This is a genomic window from Streptomyces halobius, assembly GCF_023277745.1.
Classification (GTDB): Bacteria; Actinomycetota; Actinomycetes; order Streptomycetales; family Streptomycetaceae; genus Streptomyces; species Streptomyces halobius.
In genome coordinates, this window is record NZ_CP086322.1 from 5,453,188 (window position 1) to 5,471,379 (window position 18,192).

Consider the following 18,192-nt stretch of genomic DNA (forward strand, 5'->3'; position numbering starts at 1 on the left):
GGGGCGGCGGGGGTCGGCGGCGCGCCGGGGGCGCATGGGGTGCTCGGCGTGCCTGGTGTGTCGGACGTGCCTGGGGAGTCTGGTGTGCCGGGCGTTCCTGGGGTGTCTGGGGCGCATGGGGTGTCTGGGACGTGTGGGACGTCTGGGGCGCATCCGGGGGCGTCGCCGGTGCCGGGGGCGGGGCCGATGCCTGTGGCGGCGTCTGCTCCGGGGGCGCCTTCGGCCGGGCCGCTGCCTGCCGCGCAGGGCCCTGTCTCCGCTGCCCTTTCGGCGCCCGCCGGGCAAGTCCCTGCCTCCTCGGCGCCTGCCGTGCACGCACCTGTGTCCGCTGCCCCTTCGGCGCCCGCCGGGCAGGCCCCTGCCTCCTCGGCACCCGTCGCGCAGCCGTCCGCCCCGGAAGCGCCGCCCGCCCCGGGGCGCTATGGCCGGTCCGGGCTGCCGGCGCGGACGCCCGTCTCCGTACCTCTGCTGCCGCCCGAACTGGCCGAAGGCCCCAAGCCACGGCGCGGTGACCCCCTGACCCGCCGTGCCGGGCGGGCGCTGCGCCGGGTGTTCGCCTCGTCCCCGGCCGCCGAGACGGCCGCCGTCACACATGCCGCGCACGCCATCCAGCAGCCCGTGACCACGGGCCGGCAGATCGCCGTGTCCAGCATCCGCGGCGGCGCGGGCAAGTCCACCGTCGCCGCCCTGCTGGCGCTCACATACGCCCACTACCGACCCGACCCGGTGCTCGCCATCGAGGCCGATCCGGCGCTCGGCACGCTGCCGCACCGGCTCGGCGCGCGGGAGGTGCGCTGGTCGGGCAGCGATCTGGCGCAGATCGTCGACCCGTCCATGCTGATCACGGACCTGACCGGCTACCTCCTGCCGTTCGCGGGCGGCGGCTGGCTGCTGCCCGGCAGCCAGGGCGCCATCGGCACGCGGCTGGACATCGATACGTACCGGGTCGTGATGACCTCACTGCGCCGGCACTTCGCGGCCACGGTCGTGGACTGCGAAACGCTGCCCGCCGAGGTGGCGCGCACCGCGCTGGTGACGACACAGGCGCGGGTGCTGGTCACCCCGGCGACCCCGGAGGGCGTGGCGGCCACCCGTTCCGTACTGGACTGGGTCGGCGGTCTGCACCCGGGCCTGCTGCCGACCACCGTGGTCGTGCTCACCCACTCCTCGCCCGACAGCGGGGTCGATGTCCGCAAGGCCGCCGAGCATCTGGGGGCCGGGGGAGCGGCGGTGCTCCCGTTGCCGTACGACCGCCATCTGGCGGCCGGTGGCGCGATCCGTACGGAACTGCTGGGGGAGCGGACGCGGGAGGCGGCGGCGCGGATCGCGGCCGAGGTGATGGATCGCGCGGTCTCACGGGAGCCGGGGAGGCGGCCGCAGGCGCAGCCGGATCAGTCAGCGCGCCAGCAGCCGGCGGGCCAGGCTCAGCCGGTTCCGCACGCTCCCCGCACACACCGGCCCCGGCCGATGCCGCAGGGGCACATCCCGTCGCAGCCTGCGCCGCAGTACCCCCAGATTCAGCCGCACCACACTCAGCCCCACCACACCCCGCCCCCAGCGACGCAGCAGACGCCTGCCGCACCGCCGACCGTGCCCGCGATGCCGGCTCAGCCCCCGGCGTCGGCCCCGCCCCCGGCCTCGTCCCCCGCACCAGCACCCACCCCGGTGCCCGCGGCCCCGACCACCTCAGCCACCCCCACCACGCCTACGACGCTCACGACGCCCACCACCCCCATCAGCCTCTCCAAGCCCACCACCCCCTCCGCCCCCTCCACCGCTACGAACCCCTCCACCCCCGATCTCCGCAGCCCATTCGACGGCGGCCCGGTTCCCTGACCCCCGTCCGCCCTGGCGGGCACCGCACCAGGCCGTCGCTGCCCGGGCCCAGGCCGGATGAAGCGCCGCACCAGGTGGGCACCAGGTGGGACAAAGGGATGCCCCAGGTGGGACGAAGTGGGCACAACCCACCATCGGCGCGATCCGGCTGCTCCAGACGGGCGGGGCAGGGCCTAGACTCCCGTGCGTACAGATCGTCGAAGTCGTTTAACAAGCGCAGTCAGGGAGCGAGGGCGGACGTGCCGGACACGACCGTACGCACCACCGTCGCCGCGGACTACTTCCAGGGCTATGCGGTCGTCGGGATCATCGCCGTGGTGGGCGTGCTCTTCGTCGCCGTGGCCTTCGGGGCCGGGCGGTTGCTGCGCCCTGTGGCGCCGACGCCCGAGAAGCTGCTGACGTATGAATGCGGTGTGGACCCGGTCGGTGAGGGCTGGGCGCACACCCAGGTCCGCTACTACGTCTACGCCTTCCTCTACGTCATCTTCGCCATCGACTCGATCTTCCTTTTCCCCTGGGCGACGATCTTCGCCGCCCCCGGTTTCGGCGGTGTGACGCTCGTGGAGATGTTCGTCTTCCTGGGCTTCCTCACCGTCGGCCTGCTCTACGCATGGAAGAAGGGCGTCCTGCAATGGACGTGACTCCCGCCTCGAACGGCTCCGTGGCCGCTTCCGAGGGCACCGCCCCCGAGTTCCTGCCGGAGCCCCGGCGCCTGGGCACCCTGGCCCGGCTCGCGCCGGAACCCATGAAGGTGGTCCTCAACTGGGGCCGCCGCTACAGCCTGTGGGTCTTCAATTTCGGCCTCGCCTGCTGCGCCATCGAGTTCATCGCCGCTTCCATGGCCCGGCACGACTTCATCCGGCTCGGCGTGATCCCGTTCGCGCCCGGCCCGCGCCAGGCCGACCTGATGGTCGTCTCCGGCACGGTCACCGACAAGATGGCGCCCGCGGTCAAGCGGCTCTACGAGCAGATGCCCGAGCCGAAGTATGTGATCTCCTTCGGAGCCTGCTCCAACTGCGGCGGCCCCTACTGGGACTCGTACTCCGTCACCAAGGGCGTCGACCAGATCATTCCGGTCGATGTGTACGTACCGGGCTGCCCGCCGCGGCCGGAGGCGCTGCTGCAGGGCGTCCTCAAGCTGCAGGAGAAGATCGCCCGTGAGTCGCTGGGGGAGCGGTACGGGCACCGGCGCGACGGTGCCGGCCGGCCTTCGGCGGCCGCGCTGCGCAGCGGGCTGGTGGCGCCGCCCGCCCCGAAGGCGGCGGTGGAGGAGCCCCGATGAGCGAGCAGCAGCCTGAGCGGAAGGCATCGGGAGAGACGTCGGCGAAGGCGGCAGAGACACCGCAGACACCGGCGATACCGCAGGCATCGCAGGCACGCCAGACACCGGAGACGGCGGCGTCGACACGAGCGGCTGAGTCGGCCGAGCCGGCTGAGGCCGCTGCGCCTGCTGAGGCCGGTACGCCCGTTGAGCCGGCCGAGCCGGTTGCCGAGCCCGTCGTCGGCTGGCTGCCGCGGCCCGCGAGCGAGATCTTCGGTACCGGGGCCACGGCGGAGCTGGCGTACGAGCTGCTGACCGTGGACGTGCCCGCCGACGGCTGGCTCACGGCACTGACGGCGGCTCGCGACGATCTCGGCTGCGCCTACTTCGACTGGCTGAGCGCCGTCGACGAGCCCGGCACCGGCTTCCGGATCTGCGCCCACCTCGCGAACGTGGCGCATCCGGGCGCCGTCCACCGGCTGGTCGTACGGACGACCGTGCCGCACGACGCCGCCGCGCTGCCCACCGCCGTGGGGGTGTACGCGGGGGCGGCCTGGCATGAGCGCGAGACCCACGAGATGTTCGGGGTGGATTTCACCGGCCATCCGCACCTCGTACCGCTGCTGCTCCCGGAGTCGTTCGAGGGGCATCCGCTGCGCAAGGACTTTGTGCTGGCGGCGCGGGTCGCCAAGGCGTGGCCGGGCGCCAAGGAGCCGGGAGAGTCCGGGCACGGTGGGCCCAAGCGTCGTCAGATGCTGCCCCCGGGTGTCCCGGATCCCAATGAGTGGGGCCCGCTGAAGGGCCAGCTGCCGCCCGCCCCCGCGCGGCCGGCGCGTGGTGCCCGTGCGGCGGGTGGTGCTCGTGGGGCGGGTGCCGCCGCGGGCGAGCGTCCGGCCCGGCGTACGCGGACCGCGGGCGCGGGCTCGGCGAGCCAGCAGGCGGCGGGCGAGGGGGCGACTCCGGCGACGGCGGACGCGGGCGCGGGAGCGGCTCCGGCCGAACGCCCCGAGCGTCCCGTCCGTGCCGAACGCCCTGAACACCCCGAACGTCCCCCCCGTGCCGAACGCCCGGACCGTCCCGCTCGCCGGACGCGTTCCGCGAGCGAGGGCTCGGCCAGCCAGCAGGCGGCCGAGGGTGCCCCGGCAGCGCCGAGCGCTCCGGCAGCCCCGCGCTCCGCCGACGCGCCCTGGCACCACGCACGCCCGGCCTTCGCCGACGCGGAGCAGAAACCGGAGCCCAAGCGGGAGCCGGGCACCAAGCCGGAGCCGGAGCCGACGGACCAGCCGAAGCCGGAGGCCGAGGCGGAGCCTGGGGCCCGGCCGGAACCGGAGGCGAAGCCGGCGTCGGCCGCCGAGCCGGAGCCCAAGGCCCCGCCCGCCACCGAACAGGCCCCGCCCGCGCCCGCCACCGAACAGGCCCCAACGCCGAAGCCCGAGCCCGAACAGGCCCCGGGCCCCGAGCCCGAGGCGACCCCCAAGCCTGAGCCTGAGGCGACCCCCGAAGCACCGGCCACCCCCGACCAGCCCCCCACCCCCCAAGACCCGGCAGGAGGCGAGACGTCATGAGCGATGCTCTCGACATCGCGCTCCGCCTCGCCGTCGTCTTCGTCGTGTTCCTGGCCCTCCCGCTGATCATCGGGCAGACCGAGCACAAGGTCATGGCCCATATGCAGGGACGGCTCGGCCCCATGTACGCGGGTGGCTTCCACGGCTGGGCGCAGCTCGTCGCGGACGGTGTGAAGTTCGCGCAGAAGGAGGACGTCGTTCCGGCCGGCGCCGACCGGCGGATCTTCCAGCTCGCGCCCGCCGTCGCCCTCCTGCCGTACCTCCTCGTCCTGGTCGTCATCCCGGTGGGGCCGCACAACGCCGTCGGGCAGGTCATCGACGCGGGCATCTTCTTCGTGCTCGCCGTCATGGGCGTCGGTGTGCTGGGCTCGCTGATGGCGGGCTGGGCGTCGGCCAACAAGTTCTCGCTGCTCGGCGGTCTGCGGACGGCCGCGCAGCTGCTCGCGTACGAACTGCCGATGCTGCTCGCCGCCGCGTCCGTCGCGATGGCGGCCGGCACGCTCTCCCTCCCCGGCATCCTGGACGCGTTCCAGTGGTGGTGGGTGCCGTGGCAGATCGTCGGCGGTCTGGTCTTCTTCACCGCCGGGCTCGCCGAACTGCAGCGCCCGCCCTTCGACATGCCGGTCGCCGACTCCGAGATCATCTTCGGCGCGTACACCGAGTACACCGGGCTGCGCTTCGCCCTCTTCCTCCTCGCCGAGTACGCGGGCATCGTCGTCCTCTGCGCGCTGACCACCGTTCTCTTCCTCGGCGGCTGGCACAGCCCGTTCGGCGGGGACGGCCTGGGCTGGCTGTGGACGCTGCTGAAGACCGCGATCCTCGCCTTCGGCGTCATCTGGCTCCGGGTCACCTACCCCCGGCTCCGTGAGGACCAGCTGCAGAAGCTCGCCTGGACGGTTCTCATCCCGCTCGCTCTCGCCCAGATCGCCCTGACCGGCGTCGTCAAGGTGGTGATCTCCTGATGGGCATCCCCGGATCAGGTCTGGCCAAGGGCCTGGCCGTCACCCTGCGGACATTGACGAAACGGTCGGTCACCGCGCAGTACCCGGACGTCCAGCCCGACCTCGCGCCGCGCACCCGCGGCGTCATCGCACTGTTCGAGGAGAACTGCACGGTCTGCATGCTGTGCGCCCGTGAGTGCCCGGACTGGTGCATCTACATCGACTCCCACAAGGAGACGGTGCCGCCGGCCGCCCCCGGAGGCCGCGAGCGCAGCCGGAATGTGCTGGACCGCTTCGCGATCGACTTCGCGCTGTGCATGTACTGCGGTATCTGCATCGAGGTCTGCCCCTTTGACGCGCTGTTCTGGTCCCCGGAGTTCGAGTACGCCGAGACGGACATCCGCGATCTGACCCACGAGCGCGACAAGCTGCGCGAGTGGATGTGGACGGTGCCCGAGCCGCCCGCGCTCGACCCGGCGGCCGAGGAGCCCAAGGAGGTCGGCGCCGCCCGTAAGGCCGCGGACAAACGCGCCGCCCAGGAGGCCGAGGCAGCCCAGCGGGAGGCCGAGGCAGCCCAGAAGCAGGCCCCCGACCAGCCCCAGGACCGACCGGACACACCCAAGGAGGGATCGTGACGCTCGCCGCCGCAAGCCATGGCTTTCTCTCGCCCACCGGTGTCGAGATCGCGTTCCTCCTCGTCGGCGTCGCCACGCTCGGCGCGGCGGTGATCACCGTCACGACCAGGCAGCTGGTGCACTCCGCCCTCTGGCTGGTCGTCGCCCTCGGCGGGATCGCCGTCGAATATCTCCTCCTCACCGCCGAATTCATCGCCTGGGTACAGGTGCTGATCTACGTCGGTTCCGTGGTCGTCCTCCTGCTGTTCGGGCTGATGCTCACCAAGGCGCCCATCGGCCGCTCCCCGGACGCGGATTCGGGCAACCGCTGGGCCGCGCTCCTCGTGGCCGGCGCCTCGGCCGCCGCACTGGTCTGGGTCGTCGTCGACGCGTTCCGTGCCACCTGGATCAACCTCGACGGTCCCGTCCACGGCTCCACCAGCGCCACCGGGCGCAGCCTCTTCCAGTACTGGGTGCTGCCCTTCGAGGCGCTGTCCGTGCTGCTGCTCGCCGCGCTCGTCGGGGCGATCGTGCTGTCCCGCAAGCACGGTGCGGCGGCCCCCCGGAGCGGTGCCGTCGCCCAGGCGTCCCCCGCCGGCCCGGCCGTCCCCGCCCCCGGAGAGGACCGCTGATGCATCTCGCTTATCCGGCCGTCCTTTCCGTCCTCCTCTTCTGCACCGGTCTGTACGGCGTGCTCGCCCGCCGCAACGCGATCCTGGTGCTGATGTCCGTCGAGCTGATGCTCAACGCCGTCAACCTCAACCTCGTCGCCTTCGACGTCTGGCTGCGCGACACCCTGCACGCGGGCCAGGCGCTCACCCTGTTCACCATCACCGTCGCCGCCGCCGAGATCGGCATCGGCCTGGCGATCGTGCTGCTCGTCTACCGCAACCGCGGCAGCTCCGACATCGACCGGCTCCGTGACCTCGCCGAGAAGGCGGGTGCGGCGGACCCGGACACGCAGCAGCCGGACACCGAGGCGGAGGCCACCGCGTGACGCTCACGACCACCGCCGTCCTCGTTCCCCTCCTGCCCTTCCTCGGAGCCGTCGCGGGCCTCCTTCTGGGCCGCGGCAGGCCCGGCTTCGTCCGGCCGCTGGCCGTCCTGCCGACGCTGGCCGCGGCCGCGCTCGCCATCGGCGTCGCCGTCGCACAGGGCGGCGGCGCGGCCACGGACGTCGCCACCCGGCTCACCCCGACCGGCTCGGTCCCGATCGACCTGTCCCTGCACATCGACGGCTTCGCCGCGCTGATCGCCGTCCTCGTCGGCGTCGTCGCGACCTGCGTGCAGATCTACTCCACCGGCTATCTGCGCGACGATCCGCGCTACCCCTCCTACGCCGCGCTGGTCTCGCTCTTCACCTCCGCGATGCTGCTGGTCGTCTACACGGGCGATCTGATGGTGCTGCTGGTCGGCTGGGAAGTCATGGGCATCTGCTCGTACTTCCTCGTCGGCCACTACTGGGAGACCGAGACCGCCCGCGCCGCCTCCCTCAAGGCGTTCCTCGTCACCAAGCTCGGCGATGTCCCCTTCCTCTTCGGCATCTTCGCGCTGGCCGCCGACACCGGGACCTTCCGGATCACCGGCATCCTCAGCTCCGTCGCCCGCGACGGCCTGGACCACCCCACCCTGATCGCACTGCTGCTGCTGGCCGGCGTCGCGGGCAAGTCGGCGCAGTTCCCGCTGCACACCTGGCTCCCGGACGCGATGGCCGGCCCGACGCCCGTCTCGGCGCTCATCCACGCCGCGACGATGGTGGCGGCCGGTGTCTATGTCGTGGCCCGTCTCCTCCCCGTCTTCGCCGCCTCCGCGGCCGCGATGATCGTGCTCGCCGTCATGGCCGCGGTCACCATGGTCGGTTCCGGTCTGGCGGCCCTGGCCCAGGACGACATCAAGCGCGTCCTGGCCTATTCGACAGTCGGCCAGCTCGGCTACATGACCGGCGCACTGGCCGTCGGCGACCGCGGTGCCGCCGTCTTCCACCTCCTTTCGCACGGTGCGTTCAAGGCGCTCCTCTTCCTCGGCGCGGGCGTGATCATCCACGCCGCGGGCACCAACTCACTGGCCGCCATGTCCAGGATGACCGGCCTGGCCCGGCGTATCCCGGACGCCTTCTGGACGATGACCGTCGCGCTGCTCGCGCTCGCCGCGATCCCGCCCTTCGCCGGCTTCTTCTCCAAGGAAGCCGTCCTGGGCGCCGCCGAGCACGCCACCATCGGTGACGCGCACGGCATCCCCGGCGCGGCCGGCTGGACCGTACTGCTCTCCGGACTGCTCACCGCCCTCCTCACCGCGGCCTACGCCACCCGCCTGTGGCTGCTGGTCTTCCGGGGCAGGGGCACCGAGGCCCCCGACCACGGTGCGCAGCCGATCGCCATGAACGCCGTGCTGTGGGTGCTCTTCATCCCCACCGCCGCGCTCGGCCTGGCCGCCCCCTTCCTGCCCGACTGGTTCGACGGGCGTTCGCTCGATCCGACGCTCACCACCTCCGTCCTGGGCACCGGTGTCGCCCTCGTCGGCGGCCTGATCACCTATGCCGCCTGGCGCCACACCACCGCCCTCGCCGTCCGCACCCCCATGGGCGCGGTCGTCATCGCCCCGGACACCGCCCCCGGGCTCTCCGAGGAGACGGCCATCGCCACCCACACCCCCGTCTACGGGAACATCGCGGGCGCCGCCGACCCCGCCGACCCGGGCCACCTCCTCCTCGGCCCGCTGCACCGCCACGCGGCCGTCGGCTTCCACCTCGACACCGTCTACTCCGCCCTGTTCGTGCGGCCCACCCGCGCCGCCGCCAGGCTCGTCGCCTTCCTCGACCGCGAGGTCGTCGACACCTACGTACGCGGTGCGGGCACCGCCCCCCGCTGGCTGGGCGCCGCCGTCCGCCGCGCCCAGACCGGCAATGTGCAGACCTACCTCGGCGCGCTGCTCGCGGGCTCGCTCGTCCTGGCCATCGCCGCCGTCCTCGTCGCTACGGGCACGGGGGCCTGACCGTGCTGCCATCCCCCGGGGGCAGGCCCCCGTACCCCCAGCCGACAGACCGCGTGGCCTGCCTCGCCGGAACCGGAACCCTGAGGAGGGCCTGACCCGTGAATCACACCGCCATGCAGATCCTCCTCGCGGGCATCGTCGTCCTTCCCCTCGTCGGCGCGCTGGCCGCCCTGCTCCCGGCCCCGGCCGGCCTCCGGGGCCGCAACCCCGACCAGGCCGTACTGCGCCATGGCGTGACCGTCACCGGAGTCGTCCTCGCCGCGTCCATCGCGCTGGCGGCCGGCTTCGACCACGATCACCCGGCCCGTATGCAGGCCACCACCGACCTCAGCTGGATCCCGGCGCTCGACATCCGTATCCATCTCGGCGTCGACGGCATCTCGCTCCCCCTTCTCGTCCTGACCGCGCTGCTCACCTTCCTCTGCGCGCTCTACACCTACTTCGCCATGCCAACGGGCCCGTCTCCCAAGGCATTTGTGGCCCTGCTGCTCTTCCTTGAGGCCGGCACCCTCGCCACCTTCGCCGTCCTCGACCTGATGCTGTTCTTCCTCGCCTTCGAGATGGTCCTCATCCCGATGTACTTCCTCATCGCCCGCTGGGGCGGGGCGGGAAAGCAGGCGGCCGCTTGGAAGTTCATCCTCTACACGCTGCTCGGCTCCGTCGTGATGCTGCTCGGCCTCCTCCTCATCGGCCTGAAATCCGGCACGTTCGACATGGTCGCACTCGCCACTGACAACGGCCCGAATGCCCAGCTCAGCCACACGGTTCAGCTGATCGCGGTGCTCGCCGTCGGCATCGGACTGGCCGTCAAGACCCCGATGTGGCCGCTGCACAGCTGGCTGCCGGACGCCCACACCGCCGCCCCCACCGTCGGCTCGGTGCTGCTGGCCGGTGTGCTGCTGAAGATGGGCACCTACGGTTTCGTGCGCATCGCGCTGCCCATCACGCCCGAGGGCATGCACACCTTCGCCCCGTACCTCGCCGCGCTCGCCGCCGTCGGCATCATCTACGGATCGCTCGCCTGCCTCGCCCTGGTCCGCAAGGGCGCCGGCGGCGACCTCAAGCGCCTGATCGCATACAGCTCCGTCGGCCACATGGGCTTCGTCCTGCTCGGCATCGCCAGCCTGAACCCCGCCGGCGTCAACGGCGCGCTGTTCGCCAACATCGCGCACGGCCTGATCACCGGCCTGCTCTTCTTCCTGGTCGGCGCCCTCAAGGACCGCACCGGCAGCACCGACCTCGACGCGCTCGCGGGCACCACAGGGGCCGGCCTCTACGGCCGGGCGCCGCGCTTCGGCGGCCTGCTCGCCTTCGGCGCCGTCGCCTCGCTGGGTCTGCCCGGACTGGCCGGCTTCTGGGGTGAGATGCTCGCGATGTTCGGCGCCTTCCAGCCGGCCGCGGGCCTCAGCCGCCCCGCCTTCCTCACGTTCATGGTGCTGGCCGGCCTGGGCACCCTGTTGACCGCCGCGTACCTGCTGCTCGTCGTCCGCCGCGTCTGCATGGGCGGCACCCCGCACCTCGCACCGATCGCCCCGCTCGCCGACGGGAGCGACCCGGACGACCCCGCCCCGGGAGAGCCCGCACCGGCCCCCGTCATCCCCGACCTCGCGCGCTACGAATACGCGGCCTGGAGCCCCCTGGCCGTCCTCACCGTCCTCGCCGGACTGTGGCCCGCGGCCCTCCTCGGCCTCACCGACCCGGCCGTCCAGCAGCTCCTCGGAGGCGGTAAGTGATGAGCCCGATGATCCCGATGGCCGCGTCCCCGGTGGCCTCTCTGGTCCAGTCCGTCGACTGGATCGCCATCGCACCACCCACCATCGCCGCGGCCGTCGCCCTGGTGGTGCTGGTCGCCGACCTCTTCCTCCCCGGCGCCAAGAAGCCGCTGCTGGGCTGGATCGCGGCGGGCGGCCTCGCCCTCGCGGTGCTCTCCCTCCTCCCCCTCCTGGACGGCGACCGCAGCACCTTCTGCCTCACGGGCCACCCGTCCGTCTGCAGTTACGTGGCCGACCCGTTCACCCTCGTCATCCAGTTCCTGGTGCTGGCCGCGGCGTTGCTGACCGCCCTGCTGTCGGTCGACACCATCAAGGAGCACGACCTGCCCACCGGGGAGTACTGGTTCCTGCTGCTCTCCTCGGCGGCCGGCGCGGCCCTGCTGCCCGCCTCCCGGGACCTCGCCACCCTCGTCATCGCCCTGGAGGTCGCCTCCCTCCCCGCCTTCGCCCTCGTCGGACTGCGTCGCGGTGACCGGCTCTCCTCCGAGGCGGCGCTGAAGTTCTTCCTCTCCTCGGTGGCCGCCACCGCAGTGATGCTGCTCGGTGTGAGCTTCCTGTACGCCGCCACCGGGAGCCTCCACCTCTCCCGGGTGGCGCAGACCCTCACCGACCTCCCCGACCCCCGGCTGGCCACCCTGGCCAGCGCCGGCGTCGCGCTCACCCTCGTCGGCTTCGCCTTCAAGACCGCGGCCGTACCGTTCCACTTCTGGGTGCCCGACACCTATGTGGGCGCGCCGCTCCCCATCGCCGCCTACCTGTCGGTGGTCGGCAAGGCCGTCGGCTTCTCCGGCCTGATCCTCGTCACGGTCCGCGGCTTCCCCACGTACGCGGACGTCTGGGGCCCGGCGCTGGCCGTCATCGCGGCGCTCACCATGACGGTGGGCAACGTCGCGGCGCTGCGCCAGAACCCGGACCGCGCGCACAGCGCCGTCCGCCTGCTCGCCTGGTCCTCCGTCGGCCAGGCCGGCTACCTCCTGGTCCCGATCGCGGCGGCGGGCTACCTCGACGACCCGGCCCGCGCGATCGGCGCCACCGTCGCCTACGCCCTGATGTACGCGGCGGTGAACCTGGGCGCCTTCGGGGTCGTCGCCCTGGTGGCCCGTACCCGCGCCGCCAACCGCGTCACCGACTACCGCGGCCTGTACGGCCGACGCCCCCTGGCCGCCTTCGCGCTCGGCTTCTTCCTCCTCAACCTGGCGGGCCTGCCGCCGGGCATCATCGGTCTCTTCGCCAAGGTCACGGTCTTCTCCGCGGCCGTCGACGCGGGCCTGGGCTGGCTCGCCGTGGTCATGGCCGTCAACGTGGTGATCGCGCTCTACTACTACCTCCAGTGGACGGCGGTGCTCTTCCGCGCCGAGGCGCCGGAGGAACGCCCGGCAGAGCGGCTCGCCACCGGGACGGCCGCCCCGGCCCGCGCCAGGGTCCCGGCCGCCCTCACCACCGCCATCACCGTCGCCGCGGTCCTGGGCGTCGCCCTCTCCGGGGCCCCGCAAGCCGTCCTGCGGTTCGCCTCAGGGGCGCTCCTCTAGCGGTACGGGCCTACGGCCACCCGTCCGGCCGTGGGCCCTCGGGGAGCCCGCTCGCCCGGCCCCACCCGTGCCACCGCGCGTGCACAAGGGAACTAGCCCTGCTCATCCCGCGTTGACCAGTGAGTAAGGGTCCACTGGAGAGTGGAGAAACAGAGCACAGGGTTCCCCTGCCGCACCGCTTGGAGGGCGTACCGTGCACCGCCGGCACAACGGGCTCAGAACCGCAGTACTCCTCGGGGGACTGTCCGCACTCATCATCGTCATCGGCGGCCTCTTCGGCCGTACGGGCCTGGTCATCGCCGTCCTCCTCGCGCTGGGCACCAACGCCTACGCGTACTGGAACAGCGACAAGCTCGCCCTCAGAGCCATGCGTGCCCGCCCCGTCAGCGAGTTCGAGGCCCCGGGGCTCTACCGCATGGTCCGCGAGCTCTCCACGGCCGCCCGCCAGCCCATGCCGCGCCTCTACATCTCCCCGACCCAGGCCCCCAACGCCTTCGCCACCGGGCGCAACCCCCGCAACGCCGCCGTCTGCTGCACCGACGGCATCCTGCGGCTTCTCGACGAACGCGAACTGCGCGGCGTCATCGGGCATGAACTCAGCCACGTCTACAACCGCGACATCCTCATCTCGTCCGTAGCGGGAGCCCTCGCCTCGGTCGTGATGTTCCTCGTCAACTTCGCCTGGCTGATTCCGATAGGCCGGTCCGACGACGATGAGGGCCCCGGCATCCTGGGCATGCTGCTGATCATGATCCTCGGGCCGGTCGCGGCCTCGCTGATCCAGCTCGCGGTCAGCCGCTCCCGCGAATACCAGGCGGACGCCTCCGGCGCACGGCTCACCGGCGACCCCCTGGCCCTCGCCTCCGCCCTGCGCAAGCTCGAACACGGCACTGCGCGGCTCCCGCTGCCCCCCGAGCCGCGCCTGGAGACCGCCGGCCACATGATGATCGCCAACCCGTTCCGCGCGGGCGAGGGCATGTCCAGGCTCTTCTCCACCCACCCCCCGATGCGCGAACGCATCACCCGCCTGGAGCAGATGGCGGGCCACCGCCCCTGAAGCCCCAGGGCGGCGCACCCGGCGGCTTCAAGGACGAGGCGTCGTCGGCTCGTCACACCCATGACGCCCGTGACACCCGTGACGTGATCGGTGCGGACGTCGGCACCGGCATCGAGATCAACACCGGCCGTGCCGGTGCAACGGCCCGCACAGGCAGGCGCGTCTTTTACCAGGCTGTAACGATTTTCCTCCGCGCCCATGGAAGGCTGCCGATCATGAAGTTCATCCTCAACATTCTCTGGCTGGTCCTGAGCGGCTTCTGGCTGGCGATCGGCTACGTCATCGCGGGCATCGTCTGCTGCATCCTGATCATCACCATCCCCTTCGGCATCGCCAGCTTCCGTATCGCGGGCTATGCCCTGTGGCCCTTCGGCCGTACGACCGTCGAGCGCCATGACGCGGGTGCCGGTTCGGCGATCGGCAATGTCATCTGGATCATCCTCGCGGGCTGGTGGCTGGCCCTGGGGCATATCGTCACCGGCCTGGCCCTGTGCGTGACGATCATCGGCATCCCCTTCGGCATCGCCAACTTCAAGATGATCCCGATCTCCCTGATGCCGCTCGGCCGCGAGATCGTTCCCACCGACCACCCGTTCGCGACCCGCTGACCGACCACCCCGGACCGGCCCCTCACGCCCGTACGCGTCATGCCCGTACGCGTCATGCCCGTACGCGGTTACGCCCGTACGAGCCCCCGAGGGGCCGTATACCGCCGGAACCCGAGCGGTTCGACGCCCGCCAGGCCCCCGATGAAGCGCATCACCGGCCCGTCGCCGTGCACGATGGAGCCGACCTCGCGCTCATGCGCCTCCGGGGCCGTCCACTCGCTGTAATTGACGACCCGCGTCCCGTCGTCGCTGAGGTGGAAGTGCGACGCGATCCCGCCCTCGCCGATCTGCCGGCCGCCCATCATCTCCACCAGGCCGTCGACGAGCTCCCGGGCCGCGTGGTGCCCCGTCGTCCGGAAGGCGACCCGTACGACGCAGCCCGCCACCTGCGGCTCTCCCTGCGGCAGCAGGCTGCGATAGAGCCGGAACAGTGTGGGCCCGGCGTCACCGGCGCCCTCGACGCCGTCCAGCACCGCCGCCATGCGCTCGCTCAGTCCTGCGCCCTCGGCCCGTAGGAACTCCTGGCGTGCCGTATCGCTCGTCCACTGCCCGTAGTTGAGCACGCTGTGCCCGTCCGTCCCGGCGAACAGTACCCGGGACAGGAAGCCCGCCGGCAGAGGTGTCTCCCCCCAGGCGCGGGCGACGCCGTCCAGGACGGCCCGCTGGCCCTCCGGGCTGCCCGCGTCCCACTCGCTGATCACTGCGGCGCCGGCGTCCGGCCGCCGGATCTCGGGGAACACGTCGGTGCGGAAAGGGGAGCCGTCATTGCGTGTGTCGTGAGCCGAAGTCATGCCAACACCCTGCAAGCTCAAGCGAAGTTGAGGTCAAACCTCCCCCGTGGCGCACCCCTCCGGACCGCGCCCCGGACGCCGACGGGGCGGCACGCCCACGGCGCACCACCCCGTCCGCTCCCCCCGAACCTCGGGCGGCTATCGGTAGTTCACGAACTGGATCGCGAAATCCAGGTCCTTCCCCTTGAGCAGCTGCTGTACCGCCTGCAGATCGTCCCGGCTCTTCGAGCTGACCCGCAGTTCATCGCCCTGCACCTGCGCCTTGACGCCCTTCGGGCCCTCATCGCGGATCATCTTGGCGACCTTCTTCGCGTTCTCCTGCGAGATCCCCTCCTGGATCGACGCGAAGATCTTGTACTCCTTGCCCGAGGGCTGCGGCTCGCCGGCGTCCAGCGCCTTCAGCGAGATCCCGCGCTTGACCAGCTTGGACTGGAAGATGTCGAGTACCGCCTTCACCCGCTCCTCGGCGTTGGCCCGCATCTCGATCTTCTCGCCCGACCATGCGATCGAGGCGTCCACACCCTTGAAGTCGTAGCGCTGCGAGATCTCCTTGGCGGCCTGGTTGAGGGCGTTGTCGACCTCCTGCCGCTCGACCTTCGAGACGATGTCGAAACTGGAGTCGGCCATGTTGAGTTGGCTCCTCATACGTAGATCCGTCAGGGGTACGGCCCCACCGGGACCGCCCCGCAAGCCTAGCCACCCGGCCATGATCCGGCGCTCGGGAATCGAGTGGCGAACCACCCCCAGCCATCGGGTATGGTTTACGTCGTTGCCACAGAGCACCGCCCCACAGCGGGTCTCCGGGCAGCAAACCCTGGCGGTGTGCCCGAGCGGCCAAAGGGAGCAGACTGTAAATCTGCCGGCTCAGCCTTCCCAGGTTCGAATCCTGGCGCCGCCACAAGTAGGGAAGCGGCCCCTGATCTGCGGAAACGTAGATCAGGGGCCGTTTTGGTGTGGCCCGCCCCGCCGCCGTCAGCGGCGGGGCGCGGCCTTGGCGGATCGGTTCATCCGATCAGCCGGTGGGTCAGTGCGATGCCACCGCCTTGACGGCTTCCGTTACCGGTACATCTCCGCCGATCAGCTCCAGCGTCCGGCCGGCGGTGCGCGGTTCGTCGAGCAGCGCTACCAGGGTGGCCGCCACATCGTCGCGGGTCACGTCGGCCCGGCCGGTCGACTCGGCCAGGGTCACCAGTCCCGAGCCGGGCTCGTCGGTCAGGCGGCCGGGGCGCAGGATCGTCCAGTCGAGTCCGGAGCGGGCCCGTACGTCCGCGTCCGCCGCGCCCTTCGCGCGCAGATACGCCGCGAAGACCGGGTCGGTGCCCTCCGGCGGCTCACGGTCCGCGCCCATGGACGAGACGACGAGGAAGCGCCGTACGCCCGCCGCCTCGGCCGCGTCCGCGAACAGCGCCGCCGCGGCGCGGTCCACGGTGTCCTTGCGTGCGGTGCCGCTGCCGGGGCCGGCGCCCGCCGCGAAGACGGCCGCGTCCGCACCCTCCAGATGCCGCGCGACGTCACCCACCGACGCCGACTCCAGGTCGCAGACCACCGGCTCGCCTCCCGCGGCCAGCAGATCGCCGGCCTGCTCCGGCCGGCGGACGATGCCCGCGACCTCGTCCCCGCGCCCGTGGAGCAACCGCTCCAGCCGCAGCGCGATCTGACCATGTCCACCTGCGATGACAATGCGCATGATGCCGACCGTACGCCCAAGCGGCGCCGCGCACCGCGGGACCGGCCGGTGCCGGGGCTGCGGATACCTCCCGCTCATGGGAGAGGAGCCGGGAGCGGGGAAGGAGCCGGGAGCGGGAGAGGAGCCGGGGGCGGGGGACGCTTCGGTGCCCTGGCTCAGCGCTGCGACTGCCGGGGCAGGTCCAGCGCCACGTCCACCGCCGAATCGCAGTACTCGCGCACCGCGCTGGTACGTGCCACCACCCGCCCCCGGTGCACCACGATCCGGCTGTAGGCGAGCGAGAGCACCCCGGCGATCCGCTCGCCGCGTACCGCCAGCAGTTCCGCCGGGAAGCCCGCCTCGACCCGTACCTCCGGCAGGCCCAGCGTCGCCCGCGCCGCCGAGCTCACCGTCTCGTACGCCGCCTCCGGCGTGGCCTCGCCCAGGGACGCCAGCAGATAGGCGGCCTCCAGGGGATCGCCGCGCCCCACCGGGTTCGCCACATCGCGCAGCGCCCCGCTGCCCGCCGCGACCCGCACCCCGGCCGCGCGCAGCAGCCGTACCGGGGCCGGCCGGGACACCCGGGAGCCGTAGCGCTCCAGGCCCGTGCAGTCGCCCTGCGGCAGACAGACGACGGCGACATCGGCGGCCGCCAGCTGTTCGGCGACCCGTGCCGCCACGCTGCGCGGCATCCGCGTCATGCCCGCGCACGGCCCGATGGCCACCCCGGGCCGCAGCCCGCCGGACATCGCCGCGAACCGCGCCAGCCGCGCCGGATCGTCACCGTCGGTGTGCAGGTCCACCGGGCAGCCGTGTTCGCCCGCCACCTCCAGGACGGCCTCGACATGCCCGGCCGGATCCGGATCGAGGTCCGGGCAGCCGCCGATCACCGAGGCGCCCATCTTCACCGCGTCCCGCAGCATCGCCAGCCCGTCCGCGCCGGCCACCCCGGTGAGCACCCGGGGCACCGCGACCGTCGCCAGGTCGGCGAGGCCGCGCAGCGATCTGCGGGCCTGCAGCACCGCCTCCAGCGCGCGCAGGCCCTGGACGCCGCCGATCCTGACGTGGCTGCGGGAGGCGGTGGCGCCGTGCCCGAGCTGCAGCAGCGCGGCCTCCGTGGTACGCCGTTGGACGTCCTCGGGGGAGTCGGAGGCGGGGCCGTCGGTGTCCGCCGTCAGGGCGGTGTCGCAGTGCGCGTGCGGTTCGGCCGGGGCGGGGAGCAGGAGGTAGCCGGCCAGGTCGACGCGGGAGCCCTGCGGGGCGAGGCTGCCGGCCGTTCCGACGGCCTCGATGCGCCCGCCGCCCAGCCGTACGTCCACGGTGCGGCCATCGGCGAGCCGGGCGCCGCACAGAACCAGCGCGCCCGCGTCGGACCGGGCACGCCGGCCGGTGCCGTGCGGCCGGCCCGGCTGGTCCGGCTGTGGCTGCGGCGAACTGCTGTCGGACATCGCGCTCCTCGAAGGCACGGGCGTGCAAGATCACGCAGCGGTGTTCCGAGCGTAGGGGGCGGCCGGGAGAGCGTCGCGCAGGCGCGAAATAGTCGTACCGGTGTGGTGCGGGG

Annotated in this window: 17 protein-coding genes and 1 tRNA gene; 14 read left to right on the plus strand and 4 right to left on the minus strand. The window is 72.5% G+C overall.

Features of this window, described 5'->3' with window-relative positions:
• Nucleotides 1-321 precede the first annotated feature (321 nt).
• From K9S39_RS24755 to K9S39_RS24815, 13 genes are all read left to right on the plus strand, one after another.
• Complete coding sequence (locus K9S39_RS24755) at nt 322-1,836, plus strand: hypothetical protein (protein WP_248869243.1); 1,515 nt, start codon at nt 322-324, stop codon at nt 1,834-1,836.
• Nucleotides 1,837-2,075: 239 nt separating this feature from the next.
• On the plus strand, nt 2,076-2,477 hold the full coding sequence (locus tag K9S39_RS24760; protein WP_248865524.1) for an NADH-quinone oxidoreductase subunit A: 402 nt from the start codon (nt 2,076-2,078) through the stop codon (nt 2,475-2,477).
• The gene (locus K9S39_RS24765) at nt 2,468-3,118 is read left to right on the plus strand and encodes an NADH-quinone oxidoreductase subunit B (protein WP_248865525.1); all 651 of its coding nucleotides are present in this window, start codon (nt 2,468-2,470) and stop codon (nt 3,116-3,118) included. The genes K9S39_RS24760 and K9S39_RS24765 overlap by 10 nt, the downstream gene beginning before the upstream one ends.
• Nucleotides 3,115-4,662, plus strand: coding sequence for an NADH-quinone oxidoreductase subunit C (locus tag K9S39_RS24770; protein WP_248865526.1), 1,548 nt, complete (start codon nt 3,115-3,117; stop codon nt 4,660-4,662). The genes K9S39_RS24765 and K9S39_RS24770 overlap by 4 nt, the downstream gene beginning before the upstream one ends.
• A complete protein-coding gene (locus K9S39_RS24775; RefSeq protein WP_248865527.1) occupies nt 4,659-5,624 on the plus strand; it encodes a complex I subunit 1/NuoH family protein in 966 nt (321 codons plus the stop codon). The genes K9S39_RS24770 and K9S39_RS24775 overlap by 4 nt, the downstream gene beginning before the upstream one ends.
• Nucleotides 5,624-6,238: a NuoI/complex I 23 kDa subunit family protein gene (locus tag K9S39_RS24780; RefSeq protein ID WP_248865528.1), complete on the plus strand. Its 615-nt coding sequence runs from the start codon at nt 5,624-5,626 to the stop codon at nt 6,236-6,238. Before K9S39_RS24775 ends, K9S39_RS24780 begins: the two co-directional genes overlap by 1 nt.
• A complete protein-coding gene (locus tag K9S39_RS24785) occupies nt 6,235-6,849 on the plus strand; it encodes an NADH-quinone oxidoreductase subunit J family protein (RefSeq protein ID WP_248865529.1) in 615 nt (204 codons plus the stop codon). The genes K9S39_RS24780 and K9S39_RS24785 overlap by 4 nt, the downstream gene beginning before the upstream one ends.
• Nucleotides 6,849-7,214, plus strand: coding sequence for an NADH-quinone oxidoreductase subunit NuoK (nuoK, locus tag K9S39_RS24790; protein WP_248865530.1), 366 nt, complete (start codon nt 6,849-6,851; stop codon nt 7,212-7,214). The genes K9S39_RS24785 and nuoK overlap by 1 nt, the downstream gene beginning before the upstream one ends.
• Complete coding sequence (locus tag K9S39_RS24795; RefSeq protein WP_248865531.1) at nt 7,211-9,208, plus strand: NADH-quinone oxidoreductase subunit 5 family protein; 1,998 nt, start codon at nt 7,211-7,213, stop codon at nt 9,206-9,208. The genes nuoK and K9S39_RS24795 overlap by 4 nt, the downstream gene beginning before the upstream one ends.
• Nucleotides 9,209-9,321: 113 nt before the next feature.
• Nucleotides 9,322-10,941, plus strand: coding sequence for a complex I subunit 4 family protein (locus tag K9S39_RS24800; RefSeq protein ID WP_248868948.1), 1,620 nt, complete (start codon nt 9,322-9,324; stop codon nt 10,939-10,941).
• A gap of 8 nt (nt 10,942-10,949) precedes the next feature.
• Nucleotides 10,950-12,509: an NADH-quinone oxidoreductase subunit N gene (locus K9S39_RS24805; RefSeq protein ID WP_248868949.1), complete on the plus strand. Its 1,560-nt coding sequence runs from the start codon at nt 10,950-10,952 to the stop codon at nt 12,507-12,509.
• A 193-nt stretch (nt 12,510-12,702) separates the two neighbouring features.
• Nucleotides 12,703-13,566, plus strand: a complete 864-nt coding sequence (htpX, locus tag K9S39_RS24810; RefSeq protein WP_248865532.1) for a zinc metalloprotease HtpX — start codon at nt 12,703-12,705, stop codon at nt 13,564-13,566.
• Between the two features lie 215 nt (nt 13,567-13,781).
• A complete protein-coding gene (locus tag K9S39_RS24815) occupies nt 13,782-14,174 on the plus strand; it encodes a YccF domain-containing protein (RefSeq protein WP_248868950.1) in 393 nt (130 codons plus the stop codon).
• 68 nt (nt 14,175-14,242) lie between these two features.
• On the opposite strand, the gene K9S39_RS24820 is transcribed toward K9S39_RS24815, so the two are convergent.
• Together K9S39_RS24820 and K9S39_RS24825 are read right to left on the minus strand one after the other, a co-directional pair.
• Entirely contained in the window at nt 14,243-14,965 is a 723-nt protein-coding gene (locus K9S39_RS24820; RefSeq protein ID WP_248865533.1) for a hypothetical protein, read from the minus strand.
• Nucleotides 14,966-15,103: 138 nt separating this feature from the next.
• Nucleotides 15,104-15,592 (minus strand): YajQ family cyclic di-GMP-binding protein, encoded by a 489-nt coding sequence (locus tag K9S39_RS24825; protein WP_248865534.1) that lies wholly within the window; start codon nt 15,590-15,592, stop codon nt 15,104-15,106.
• 189 nt (nt 15,593-15,781) lie between these two features.
• On the opposite strand from K9S39_RS24825, the gene K9S39_RS24830 reads away from it, so the two are divergent.
• A tRNA-Tyr gene (locus K9S39_RS24830) sits at nt 15,782-15,863 on the plus strand.
• 126 nt (nt 15,864-15,989) lie between these two features.
• Here K9S39_RS24830 and K9S39_RS24835 read toward each other — a convergent pair.
• Nucleotides 15,990-16,652 carry an NAD(P)H-binding protein gene (locus K9S39_RS24835; protein WP_248865535.1) on the minus strand — a complete coding sequence of 221 codons (663 nt, stop codon included), beginning with the start codon at nt 16,650-16,652 and terminating at the stop codon, nt 15,990-15,992.
• Between the two features lie 155 nt (nt 16,653-16,807).
• The gene (locus K9S39_RS24840; RefSeq protein WP_248865536.1) at nt 16,808-18,079 is read right to left on the minus strand and encodes an amidohydrolase family protein; all 1,272 of its coding nucleotides are present in this window, start codon (nt 18,077-18,079) and stop codon (nt 16,808-16,810) included.
• Nucleotides 18,080-18,192 lie beyond the last annotated feature (113 nt).

What these genes read in the sequence shown, in the direction of transcription:
- K9S39_RS24765 (WP_248865525.1), top strand. Translation starts at nt 2,468, where the DNA reads ATGGACGTGACTCCCGCCTCGAACGGCTCCGTGGCCGCTTCCGAGGGC.
- K9S39_RS24770 (WP_248865526.1), top strand. Translation starts at nt 3,115, where the DNA reads ATGAGCGAGCAGCAGCCTGAGCGGAAGGCATCGGGAGAGACGTCGGCG.
- K9S39_RS24775 (WP_248865527.1), top strand. Translation starts at nt 4,659, where the DNA reads ATGAGCGATGCTCTCGACATCGCGCTCCGCCTCGCCGTCGTCTTCGTC.
- K9S39_RS24780 (WP_248865528.1), top strand. Translation starts at nt 5,624, where the DNA reads ATGGGCATCCCCGGATCAGGTCTGGCCAAGGGCCTGGCCGTCACCCTG.
- nuoK (WP_248865530.1), top strand. Translation starts at nt 6,849, where the DNA reads ATGCATCTCGCTTATCCGGCCGTCCTTTCCGTCCTCCTCTTCTGCACC.
- K9S39_RS24800 (WP_248868948.1), top strand. Translation starts at nt 9,322, where the DNA reads ATGCAGATCCTCCTCGCGGGCATCGTCGTCCTTCCCCTCGTCGGCGCG.
- K9S39_RS24805 (WP_248868949.1), top strand. Translation starts at nt 10,950, where the DNA reads ATGATCCCGATGGCCGCGTCCCCGGTGGCCTCTCTGGTCCAGTCCGTC.
- K9S39_RS24815 (WP_248868950.1), top strand. Translation starts at nt 13,782, where the DNA reads ATGAAGTTCATCCTCAACATTCTCTGGCTGGTCCTGAGCGGCTTCTGG.
- K9S39_RS24820 (WP_248865533.1), bottom strand. Translation starts at nt 14,965, where the DNA reads ATGACTTCGGCTCACGACACACGCAATGACGGCTCCCCTTTCCGCACC.
- K9S39_RS24825 (WP_248865534.1), bottom strand. Translation starts at nt 15,592, where the DNA reads ATGGCCGACTCCAGTTTCGACATCGTCTCGAAGGTCGAGCGGCAGGAG.
- K9S39_RS24835 (WP_248865535.1), bottom strand. Translation starts at nt 16,652, where the DNA reads ATGCGCATTGTCATCGCAGGTGGACATGGTCAGATCGCGCTGCGGCTG.
- K9S39_RS24840 (WP_248865536.1), bottom strand. Translation starts at nt 18,079, where the DNA reads ATGTCCGACAGCAGTTCGCCGCAGCCACAGCCGGACCAGCCGGGCCGG.